The following is a 12,319-nucleotide window of genomic DNA, read 5'->3' as shown; positions in this document are numbered from 1 at the left end:
CCTCAACACTTCTTATAATTCTCACAAAGCTTCTTCGCTATATAGAAAAAAAATGTACTTTTGCAGTCCAATTTTTTTCAAACAAATGAGAACTAAATCTTTAAAAAAGAACAAGATAAACGTTGTAACCCTAGGTTGCTCTAAAAACCTTTACGACAGTGAAGTGTTAATGGGACAATTAAAAGCTAGCGGTAAAGACGTTACACACGAAGCGACAAACGAGGAAGCGAATATCATTGTAATCAACACTTGTGGTTTTATCAACAATGCAAAAGCAGAATCAGTTAATACTATTTTAGAATACGTAGATAAAAAAGAACAAGGTGTTGTAGATAAAGTTTTTGTAACAGGATGTTTATCTGAGCGATACAGACCTGATTTAGAAGCTGAAATTCCAAATGTGGATCAATACTTCGGAACAACAGATTTACCTCTTCTTTTGAAAGCTTTAGGTGCTGATTACCGTCATGAGCTTCTAGGTGAGCGTTTAACAACAACACCTAAGAATTATGCTTATTTAAAAATTGCAGAGGGATGTGACCGTCCTTGTAGTTTCTGTGCGATTCCTATTATGCGTGGAAAACACATTTCTCAACCTATTGAAAAATTGGTAAAGGAAGCAGAAGGACTAGCTAAAAATGGTGTAAAAGAATTAATTCTTATTGCTCAAGATTTAACGTATTACGGACTAGATTTATATAAAAAAAGAAACTTAGCGGAGTTACTTGAAAACTTAACAAAAGTAGAAGGTATCGAATGGATTCGTCTACACTATGCTTTCCCTACAGGTTTCCCTATGGATGTATTGGAATTAATGAAGCGCGAGCCTAAAATTTGTAATTACATCGATATTCCATTACAACATATTTCAGATAATATCTTGAAATCGATGCGCCGTGGAACAACACAAGCAAAGACAACAAAATTATTAAATGAGTTTAGAGCTGCTGTACCAGGAATGGCTATTCGTACAACTTTAATTGTTGGATACCCTGGAGAAACAGAAGAAGATTTCCAAATCTTGAAAGATTGGGTACAAGAAATGCGTTTTGAGCGTTTAGGTTGTTTTGCCTATTCTCATGAAGAAAACACCCATGCTTATTCTTTAGAAGATGACGTTCCTCAGGAAGTAAAACAAGAAAGAGCAAACGAAATCATGGAGATTCAAGCTCAAATTTCGTGGGAATTAAACCAGGAAAAAATTGGACAAACTTACCGTTGTATCATCGACAGAAAAGAAGGAAATCACTTCATTGGTCGTACGGAATTTGACAGCCCAGATGTTGATAACGAAGTTTTAATTGACGCAACTAAGCACTACCTAAAAATTGGAGAATTTGCTACCATCACCATTGATGAAGCAACAGAGTTCGATTTATACGGAAGTCCTGCAAACTAATATAAAAAATCGCCATCTCAAGAGATGGCGATTTTTTTTGGTTGATGGTTATGAGTTGGAAGTTATGGGGTATGGGGTGGAAGTAATGAGGTTATGGGTTGGAGGTTATGGTTGTGAGTTGGAAGTTATGGGGTATGGGGTGGAAGTTATGGGCTATGAAGTTATGGGTTTGCTCATCACCTCATCTTCTCTCATCCTCTCATCTTCTTACCACCTCACAAAAAACAAGCGGCACAAAAAACAACTTGGCTCTTGCGCAAAATAGTTTTAAGTTTAGGAAAAATATAGTATTATGCTTAAACAGACTATTTCTCTTCTAACCTTAGCCTTGACTTCCATGGCCTGGGGTCAAAATAAAGTGCACTTTACCTCTACTCCTTCACTAAGTCCAGATGGAAAAACCACCTACTTTAGTTTTGATGGAGATCTTTGGCAAGTGCCCACATCAGGTGGAGAAGCGTTAAGACTCACTGCCCTACCAGGTAATGAAACCAATCCGCGTGTTTCTCCAGATGGTAAATGGCTAGCTTTTAGCTCAGATCAATATGGCAATAAGGATATTTTTCTGATGCCATTAACTGGTGGTCCAATTCAACAGTTAACCTATCACCAAGCAGCAGATGAAATGGAAAGCTGGAGCTGGGACAGTGAAACAATCTATTTTACGAGTAATGCATATAATAACTATGCTTCTTTTTCCATCGGTAAAAATGGAGGGACTCCTACGCCTCTCTTCACCAACTATTTCAACAACACCAATGGATTAGTTGAAACACCAGCGGGTGAATACTTGTTTACCAATTCAACTGAAAGTTCAAATCAAGTAACACGTAAACGATACAAGGGTGAAAATAACCCCGATATTTTAGGGTATAATCCAACGAATCAAAGTTTCAAATCCTATACAGATTACAACGGTAAAGATTTTAATCCTACAGTTGATCGACAAGGTAATATTTACTTTATTTCGGATGAAAATAATGGACATTACAACCTATACACCTTCAGAAATGGCAAGAAGACAGCCTTAACTGAATTCACTTCTTCCATCAAAAAACCTTTTGTATCTGCAGATGGAAGTCAAGTTATTTTTGAAAAAGACTACCAACTTTTTGTGTTTGACACCAAGCTAAATCAAGTTCGTTCGCTTGATATTACATTAAACACGAATAAATCGATTGCTAAAGAACAAACCTTTAAAGTAGAAGACAATATTAGTTTCTTTGATCTTTCCCCTGATGGAAAAAAACTAGCCTTCGTTAGTCGAGGAGTGCTATTTGTATCGGATATTGAAGGTAAGTTTATCCAAGCAATCACTATGGGTACAGAACGAGTGATGGAAGTAAAATGGTTGAAAGACAATCAAACGCTTTTATTTAGTCAAACGTACAACGGTTATCAAAACTGGTTCAAAATTGCAGCGAACGGCAAAGGAAAAGCAGAACAGTTAACCCATGACACGCGTAATAATAGGGATTTGACGTTTAATCAAGAGCTTACCCAAGCAGTTTATACGAGCGGTCGAGATGAAATTCGCTTACTCGATCTACAAACGTTTACATCTAAAACGATTGTCAAGGATGAAATATGGGCTTTCCAAAGTGCTCCACCGTCTTTTTCACCAGATGGAGCGTATGTGCTCTTTACTGCAAAACGAAATTTTGAGGATGATATCTTTATTCATAACATCAAAAAAAATGAAACCCTCAACTTGACGAATACAGGAGTTTCAGAAACGAATCCTGTTTGGTCTCCGTCAGGAAAATACATTTACTTCACTAGTGATCGCTTAAATCCTTCTTATCCGATGGGTATGCAAAATGCAAGTATCTATCGACTAGCATTGGATTGGTATGCTGAACCATTTAAATCAGATGAGTTTGATCAATTATTTGTGGTCAAAAAAGAAGAAAAAGTCGAAAGCAAGAAGGGTAAAACAAAAGCAGCAGAAACACCTAAACCAGCCGTTGTAGTCAGCATCAATACACAAGATGTACTCGATCGTATTGAACTCGTTAGCGACAAATTTGGCAATCAATATACACCTGCTGTTTTCCAAGAGGATAAAAAAGAATATGTGTATTATTCTACCAATCAAGAAAATGGCAAATACACATTATATCGCAAAATTTATGAGCAATTTGAAGACGCTAAAACAGAAAAAGTATGGGATAAAAGCGTGAGTCAACTGCAACGAAAAGACAAAACACTTTACGCATTAAGCGGTAGTAATATCTACAAATTTGCTTTAGAAAAGGGCACTCCAGAGAAAATCAACATCTCCTATTCCTTCACTAAAAACTTAGCGGAAGAATTTAGTCAGATGTTTGATGAAACTTGGGCAGGTGTAGAAGAGAACTTCTACGATGAAACCTTCCATGGTTTAGATTGGAAAGCTACAAAAACATATTTTGCCTCCTATATTCCCTATCTAAATAGTAGAAACGATCTTCGCATCTTACTAAATGATATGTTAGGTGAATTAGGGTCTTCTCACTTGGGCTTTACCTCAACGGGGGAAGAAGAAAAAACGAGATTACAATACAATACCGTAGAGACTGGGGTCATTTTCTCGGCCTCAAATCCTTATGAAGTAGCGCGTGTACTACGAAAATCTCCTGCAGCAACAAAGGATATTACACTACAACAAGGTGATATACTAACGCATGTTAATGGGCAGAAAGTAGATTCCACAAAAAACCGCGATGCTTATTTTACGTTTGCTCCTACCCAAGAAGAAATTGCATTGACTTTCTTACGCGGTGCAAAAGAAGTTACGGTAAAACTACATCCCATCTCGTTTACTGCCCAAAAAGGTTTATTATACGATGAATGGATCTACCAAAATAAACAACGTGTCAACGAATGGAGTACTAACAGAATTGCCTATAGTTACATGAAAAATATGGGATCTACGGAGTTAGATTCTTTCTTATTGGATATGGTAGAGCAAGAACACCACAAAGAAGGTGTCATCTTAGATCTTCGTTTCAATACAGGAGGAAATGTACACGATAAAGTACTTAATTTCTTGGCACAACGCCCTTACCTACAATGGAAATATAGAGAAGGCAAACTCACGATGCAAAGTAATTTCAGCCCAAGTGGAAAACCGATTGTCTTACTAATCAACGAATTTTCACTTAGTGATGCGGAAATGACGGCAGCTGGTTTTAAAGCTTTAAAATTGGGTAAAATCATTGGTCAAGAAACCTATCGTTGGATTATTTTTACTTCTGGTAAATCGTTAGTCGACAATTCATTTTATCGCTTACCATCTTGGGGAACGTATACCTTAGAAGGGGATAATTTAGAAAAAACAGGGGTTGCACCTGATATTTATGTCAAAAATACGTTCATGGACCGACTTCAAAAGAAAGATCCACAGTTAGAACGTGCTGTACAAGAAATTTTACAGGATTTAAATCCAAAGAAATAAACAAAAAGAGAACTTTTTACTGAAAAAGTTCTCTTTTTTCGTTCTTTTTCAATATATTAATGGTGAAATTTATCATTTTAAATGTAATCGCTTTTTATTTACAATAACATAATGTAGAGATAATTGCTATTCCTTAGAATTGATACACTTTTGTTTTTCACTAATCAATACTTGAACTATGAAATTAAAAACGCCATTGTTATCCTTACTTTGTACTGTAATCACTTCTACCACAATCGCGCAAGAAACAAAAACACTGCGTATTGGACATCGAGGGGCTATGGGGCATATTACTGAGAACACGGTTGAATCTGTTGTAAAGGCCATCGATTTACGCTGTGATATGATTGAGATTGACGTATTCAAAGTAAAAAGTGGAGAACTTGTTGTTTTTCACGATGATACACTTGATCGCATCACCAATGCGAAAGGGAATATTGAAAGTTATACCCTAGAGGAATTGGAAGATGTTTTAGTAGGAGGCAAATACAAAATTCCAACGTTAGAAGAAGTGATCGATGTTATAGGAAAAAAGGCAGTACTAAATATTGAACTAAAAGGAAATAATACGGCGGTAGATACGCATCGAATTATTCACAATTTCTTACAAAGAGGATGGACGTATGACGATTTTATTCTTTCTAGTTTTAAATGGGAAGAGTTGAAAATTGCACATGACTTAGATGCCAATTTACCACTCACTGTATTAACAGAAAAAAAACCAGAAGATGCTATTGAGTTTGCGTTAAGTATTCAAGCCAAAGCTATTAATCCTTATCACAAAATGCTCAATGAGGAAAACACAGCTTTGATTAAAAAAGAAAAGCTAAAAATATTTCCATGGACTGTGAATGATCCTAAAGATATTGAACGCATGAAAAAACTAAAGGTAGATGGTATTATCACTAATTTTCCTGAACGAATTTAAATTTCAATTATTTGCTTTATAGGATAAAGGCAGTTGTGTTTTGACACAACTGCCTTTATTATACTATATGCATCGTTTTATACTGATACTCATATTCCAGCAAACACTGGGCTTCTATTTACCACATACCATGTTCTGCACGAATTTCTTCGATCATTGCAGGATAATCAGGATACCCGAAGTAGTTATTCTTCTTCAAATAAGTGAGTAATTCCGATCTGCTTTCTTCTAAATACAGCTGAGAATACAAGGCGCTATAATGACTTAGTCCAGGAGATAATGCCGCTATATCTGGGTTTTTATCATATATCTTCTGACTGAAATAACTCAGATGTGATACTAAAAAAGACGTTATATATACAAGTTTTAGTATCATACAAAAAAGCCCTACTATTCTAGATATTCCAAAACTGCTGTCATATCTTCTCCAAAGAAATGATGTGCCTCTGCAACTTCATATAGTTCTGGAAATTGATGAGCAAGAGAAATAAACGTATAAGGAATACTACTAGATACTTTTGGGGATACATTTAGCTCCAACAAAGAAGTATATACCCAGATCATCGCGCGTTCCTCCGGGGTGTAATAAGGTTCTAAAATTGTTCTGTAGTTTTCGACCTCTCCATTATCTGCTGCATATTCATTGGGAATGTACTTCGTTGTCATTTGAATAAAGTAGTAATCTAAAGGAACACTGATATAATCTTCATTTTCTTGAGCTAATTCTATGGCAGCAGCCAGCATTTTTTTCTTCACAATCAGCTTTCCATCAAAACTGCGAGAAAAAAACAAACGATCAAACATGCGATAGTCCCAACCTATGCGGGTATGTTCGCTAGATTTTTCATACTCTTTTAATACCTTCTTCTGATAATCTTTGAGTAGATCAATAGGCAAGTTATCATTACCCGCTATCACAGTGAAATCAGTAACAGCATATGGATTTAGTTCGGCAAAAGCAGCTTTACTCTCATAAAAGATATAATTATTATAAGCTAAATCTAACGAACTCATCCCAAATCGATAATATGTTTCATCGTAATCATCTAGTTCTTCTGAGGATATTTTTAAGTTATCTATATAATACCTTCTTTTAACATCAAATACTATACAAGGATAGGAAAATACTAGCATCGGAACTTCTTTGTATATCTCCTCTGTATATAACTTAGGTACTAAAATTAAAAAGTCTCCTACTTGCCTTACTCTAGGGTTGTTAGACTGATCTTGTGTAAGATCTACTCCATAAAATTCTTTTATACACATATTAAAAACTTCTTCACTCGGAAATTGAAATCCCCTTGATTTTAATCCATCATAGTATAACTCATTCATAAGATTTATGTCATTAAGACTATAATCTGACTCTGCAAATCCATAAGCAGGTGGGGCGTTTAATCCTGCTACACTAATCTTTCTCATTACTTGTTGATATTTTTCTTCTCTTCCTTTCATAACTTCTTTATACGTTTCGTCTTTTGGATCGACATACTGTGCTAGATTTCTCCAATGCAACTTTTTTTGTTCTTGATACTTTACTTGTTCTGCTTTAACTATTTGTTTATTTGTTTCTTTACAACTTATTAGGCTCAAGCTTAATAACACGATAATTCTTCCAGTTTTCATATTTTATAATGTTTTACTATAGCCTTTTGGTCGGAAATATCCTTTCCACCCGACATGTGTATGTAAGGCTTCTCCTTTTAATTTGTAATATGATACTCTCGTTTTATTATTTTCTAACTTATCAGTCCTTTTTTTTATTCTTTCTTTATCGCTTAAATCTTTAAATTTAGTATTGATATGTGTATCCATATCACTGCTTCCCAAAGCCCCTACTGCTTCTAGTATAGTAACTATTTTCGTAGCCTTATCATAGGCATATACGATTCCCGTATGCCCATCACCTCCTTCTAACACATCTCTCCTCCACACAAAAAAATCCCCTTGTTGAGGTACAAAATTTGAATCAAAAATATCATCTTTACCATCGACATGCTCAATACTACATTCATCGTTTAGTAATTTTTTATAACTGCTATTTTTCATGAAAGCTCCTTCAGAAACCATATCTACAGTAGTTAACCAGGCGACATCTTTAGTGACACCCAATAAATGAAGGTAAATACAAACAAATTCGGAGCAATCAACCTCATTGATATCCTTATACTTTAAACTTATTCGATTATTGTCTTGTTTGTATTTTTTCCCCTCTTCTGCATATCGCTTCATTTTCTCCAATACCCCATCTCCATAATCAGGGAAATAGGAGAAAGTACATCCCTCTGTTTTAAAAAGTTTAGCTGTTGTATCAGTAAAGGCAGTTTTCTTTCCTTTATAATCAACATTTGTTCCTATTCCCTTAGAGATTCTATCTGTATCACTTTCTAAATTAGAATGATACTGTAGCTTTCTATCAGGATGAGCCCAATACGCCATACAAGCGATAGTAGCAACCTCAATATCTGTTGCTAATAGCTTAGCTCCCTCATCTGTCATTATATTTTTGCCCGCTAGACGCTCCGTAAAGTGATTACTATATTGATAATTAACTCTCCCCGTTATCTGAATAAAACCTCGACCTTTAAAACGCCATCCATCCTCTACCTCACTATTACCTAATTCTTTTCCCTTAGCCGTTGTAGGGCCATAAGCCAAATTAGCTATCATCTTTTGATTTGCTTTTTGAATTCCATTATCTCCCCAACTCTCTAAATCTTTTCTCCCATATTTAGATGCATCATCCTTATTTTCTATAAAATATTTAAACACAATACTTCTTTGCCTCTGTTTCTTCCTTTTATGCATATCTGTTTCATCTATATAATAGCCACTTTCTTTCCCTTCAACATCTCCCTTAATCCATACTGAACCAGCTAAATTTTCTTCTTTTAAATTCAGTATTTCTCCTGTCTCAACAAATGTTTGAGCAAAGAAATGTGCTTTATTCCAACAAGTATTCATTTTAAATTCATTCATATACTTTGTATAGGCATCTGCTACTTGAGTTAGTACTTCTTTCTTTGATTTTGGAAATATCTCCTCTAATGCTGTTTCATGCTCACTCTTTTTATCTTTAATTAGTCCTCTGACAGCTGCGTTACACCTCGGACAAGTAGTATAATTTCCAGTTGTTTTCCCTTGAGCAATTTCCCCCTCCACCTTCACCGGTACCCTCTTTTTATTCCTATTCTGTACCTCATTAAAGATCGGGTCAATAGCTAACTTGAGCTGTTTAAAGTAGTTTTTTACTCCATTTTTTTCCGCACTGATCTTAGCATTATTGCATTTTATTCGGGCCTTGTATTCGGATAACGTTTTTATTTCGCGATCGATCGCCTTGATTTTTTGTTCAAGTTGTTCGTGGATTTGTACAAAGGGATCCACTGTTTCATTGAAAGATTTACTTCCTGGAGTTATTCCTTTTAAAGCGGTTCCCATGCGTTCTTGATTGAGAACTTGTTTCTGCTTCTTAGCAACTTTCTTGTTCTTCAACGCTGTGATATACTTCCCTTCATCTTCATCCTCTAGTTCAATTATACTATCGTCATTCTTGTGCTTAACTCCTAAATTCTCAGGATACATCCTAATTGGAGCGAGTAAACTACCAGCGCTATACGTACTTCTCCTTTTCGGCGGTTGTCCCTTTAGTTGATTGAACTCCTCGTGGTGCTCTCCTCTCCATTGGTAGAGAATAAAGTAAAACAAACGAGGATTTTTCTTATTGCCTTTGTCTTGCTCATGCGTAGATGATCCATACACAGCACTTGAGGTAGTAAGTTGAATGTAATTGACAATTTCCGTTTCATGTCCCACTACATTATAGCACTCAATGAATTTGTCCTCTCCAGTTTGATTCTCGTAGAGATGGATTTCATAGATGGTCTGATCTGTTTCCCGTTCAAAACCTTTATAGAGATGAAGCGCAATAGAAGTCTGATCCGTATACTGAACAATTGCTTCTAACTCTTTCTTGTCCTTATCGACAAAATGCCCAACACAATACGGCTGATCTACTAAAATAGCATAGCTCCCCGAAGACATACTTTGATTGGGAAATACATGATCCTTTCGAAATTCAGTGTGGTATACTGCTTCATTTTGATTCTCACAAGGTACTTCTACCTCAGAGAGAGTAAAGTAAAAATTAAAGATTTTATCTTTGGCTTGTTGTTGGTCAACTACCTGCTGCAAATTCTTCCAAAAGGCTGAGTCAACTTCAATCGTTTTATTTAGTACACCATTGCGATCAAAAGTAACATCTTGGCTATAGATTAAGTGGTGTCGCTCCTTTTCGATGGTTGCATCTGTCTGAAAGTACTTTAAGATGGTTCCTCCATTGGTGCGGTTGTCCCACCAGATGTGGAGTTTGCCCTTCTTATTTGCCCATCCCTCTACTGTTGCAGCGATGCCAAAAATTTGCTTATAGCCTATCCGCGTTGTTTTGTGTTTGCCATCGTGAAAAGACCACTGTTTTATTTTGCCTTTACAGCTGTTTAAAACCACCTCAACAGGAGCACTTTGCCCCAGCTGAATGCTCAAAAAACACATTCCTTCATCAGCTAAAACGAGCGACAACTCTGCGGTACTACCTGTAAAGTAAACAGGCGTAGCACCTATTATCTTTGTTATCCTATTTCCTATTTTTATGGTTCCTTTGATTTGATTAGCGCCTTTGCTCATATAAGAGATACCATAGAGCAACAAAGGATCTTTTTTACTTTTACTCTGAGCGATATAAGCGAAAGCTTCTTCTTTGGATGTATGGAAATTCAATACACTACTCCAAGCTGAAATATCAGGTATTACAGCCTCATAGCTATAATCTAAAGGCATGTTTATATTAATTACAATACCCTGATTGACAAAAACAGCATAATTTTCCCCTTCTTCTTTTACTACAGCATTCCTGAGTGTGACACCTTCTATTTCATTGTCTAGTACTTCAATCTTTTTCTCCACCTTCTCAATTTGATTCCCATAAAAACACTGTAAGGTATAAGTGCCTACTTCTTTAAATTCAAATTCATGGGTAACGCCAACTTCGCTCACTTCATAGGTTCTTCCTTGGGGACTGCGTAGTCTCCAATTTATTTTAGCTGTATCTAACCGACCTCCACGCTTTAGAATAGCTCGAAACACAGCGATACTTCCTCGGCGAATACGGTTCTCTACGGATTCAATCGCTAAAATTTTGTACTCCACTACTTCAATCGTTTGCGTGAACGCTGTTAATTCCTGTCCGTCTTGTAACACTTTAATTCGAAATAATCCTGAATTTACACACTTGAACTTTGCTTCTAATTTATTGGCCGTTTGGGTATAGCGTTTACTGCTATTGATGGGTTCAATTGCAGCATGGCGATAGATATACTCTATAGATTCTTCACCTGTTTTAGAGACAGAACACACCACTATAGTCAGGGTGCTTAGCACTGCAGGTGATAAAGGAAGATCACTAGTCACGGTAAGTATAACCTCCTCTCCAACAAGAATAGCTTGATCAACAATGCTTAAACGAAGGGCTAGGATACTCGCTTGATCTACGACCTGAATATAACAGTATTGATCTTTATAATAAGACCAGGTTGTGCCTGCAATTTTCTCTCGGGAGCTCGCATCAATAATATAGTGACCACTTTTGGTAAAGACAAAACCAAAGGGGTTAGCCACGCGTTTATACCCTTGATAAAATACCTTCTCTTGATCTGTTGGAGGGAGCTTATAGGTCTTCGAAATTGAACTTTGTCTTGCTGCAAACACTCCATCCTCTAGTATTTCGGTAAGTCCCCAGCTGATATTTTCTCCTCTTCGCTTGTGTGGATCCGCTGTGTTGACCTTTGTTGTAGCGCTAAACTCGACAAATTGTCCTTTCAATACATAGAAAGCGCGAGTATTCCCTTCGCTCATTGGGGTTAGTACAACATCCTCACTAGGTATGTATTCTAGTTGAGCTACATCACTGACATATTCTTCGGGGTATTTTTGTTCTTCTAATGGTAGTTCCTCATAACTCAGCAAAACATTAATCACACGCATATCAACAAAAGCATCTTCTACTTCTTGTACCTCATCACCATCTACATCGACAGTTTGACCATGGGTCATAAAAGTCAACGTTCCGCCAAGGGTACAGCACAACGTTCCAGTTTCCGTAAGGATAGCTTTACCTGCTACTTCTGGAAATTTGGTATTATTAGGCACCATCCAATTCCCTTGAGCAGCATAGGTACAAGTTTTATCCGTGCCTTTTTTATAACTACACGTAATAAAAGGAGAAACACCTTCTTCAAACGCAGTATCTTCAACCGTAGCGACTACCTTGTCAGCTCCCTTATCATTGATGCTGTACTTCTTTTGAGAAGTTACCATCAAGGTTCCCTTGGCGGAGGGATTCCCATCACAGCTACAAGTAGCACCTTTACAAACCACATATTGTGCTTGTACACCGTCATCGGAGGGAATAGGCTGCATTGGGCCATCTTGATCGGATTTCCCTACAGTAATTCTATTGTCATTTTTCATGGTTATTTTCTTTTCTTCTAGCTGTAGA

At 36.6% G+C, this 12,319-nt stretch carries 6 protein-coding genes; 3 read left to right on the top strand and 3 right to left on the bottom strand.

Features of this window, described 5'->3' with window-relative positions:
• The first annotated feature begins 85 nt into the window (after positions 1-85).
• From rimO to M2306_RS17515, 3 genes are all read left to right on the top strand, one after another.
• On the top strand, positions 86-1,399 hold the full coding sequence (rimO, locus tag M2306_RS17525; protein WP_002987420.1) for a 30S ribosomal protein S12 methylthiotransferase RimO: 1,314 nt from the start codon (positions 86-88) through the stop codon (positions 1,397-1,399).
• Positions 1,400-1,691: 292 nt separating this feature from the next.
• Complete coding sequence (locus M2306_RS17520) at positions 1,692-4,838, top strand: S41 family peptidase (RefSeq protein WP_115091570.1); 3,147 nt, start codon at positions 1,692-1,694, stop codon at positions 4,836-4,838.
• A gap of 178 nt (positions 4,839-5,016) precedes the next feature.
• Positions 5,017-5,766 (top strand): glycerophosphodiester phosphodiesterase, encoded by a 750-nt coding sequence (locus M2306_RS17515; RefSeq protein WP_259190742.1) that lies wholly within the window; start codon positions 5,017-5,019, stop codon positions 5,764-5,766.
• 118 nt (positions 5,767-5,884) lie between these two features.
• On the opposite strand, the gene M2306_RS17510 is transcribed toward M2306_RS17515, so the two are convergent.
• Genes M2306_RS17510 through M2306_RS17500 form a run of 3 tightly spaced genes read right to left on the bottom strand, consistent with a single transcriptional unit; the run spans position 5,885 to position 12,291 of the window.
• The gene (locus M2306_RS17510) at positions 5,885-6,142 is read right to left on the bottom strand and encodes a hypothetical protein (protein ID WP_236594101.1); all 258 of its coding nucleotides are present in this window, start codon (positions 6,140-6,142) and stop codon (positions 5,885-5,887) included.
• 14 nt (positions 6,143-6,156) lie between these two features.
• Positions 6,157-7,392 (bottom strand): hypothetical protein, encoded by a 1,236-nt coding sequence (locus M2306_RS17505; RefSeq protein ID WP_115091572.1) that lies wholly within the window; start codon positions 7,390-7,392, stop codon positions 6,157-6,159.
• A 3-nt stretch (positions 7,393-7,395) separates the two neighbouring features.
• Positions 7,396-12,291 (bottom strand): PAAR-like protein, encoded by a 4,896-nt coding sequence (locus M2306_RS17500; protein WP_259190743.1) that lies wholly within the window; start codon positions 12,289-12,291, stop codon positions 7,396-7,398.
• Between the last annotated feature and the right edge of the window lie 28 nt (positions 12,292-12,319).

This window comes from Myroides gitamensis (genome assembly GCF_029894455.1).
Lineage (GTDB): Bacteria > Bacteroidota > Bacteroidia > Flavobacteriales > Flavobacteriaceae > Flavobacterium > Flavobacterium odoratum.
Note: the sequence above shows the minus strand (reverse complement) of the source record. Positions and strands in the feature narration are given on the sequence as shown.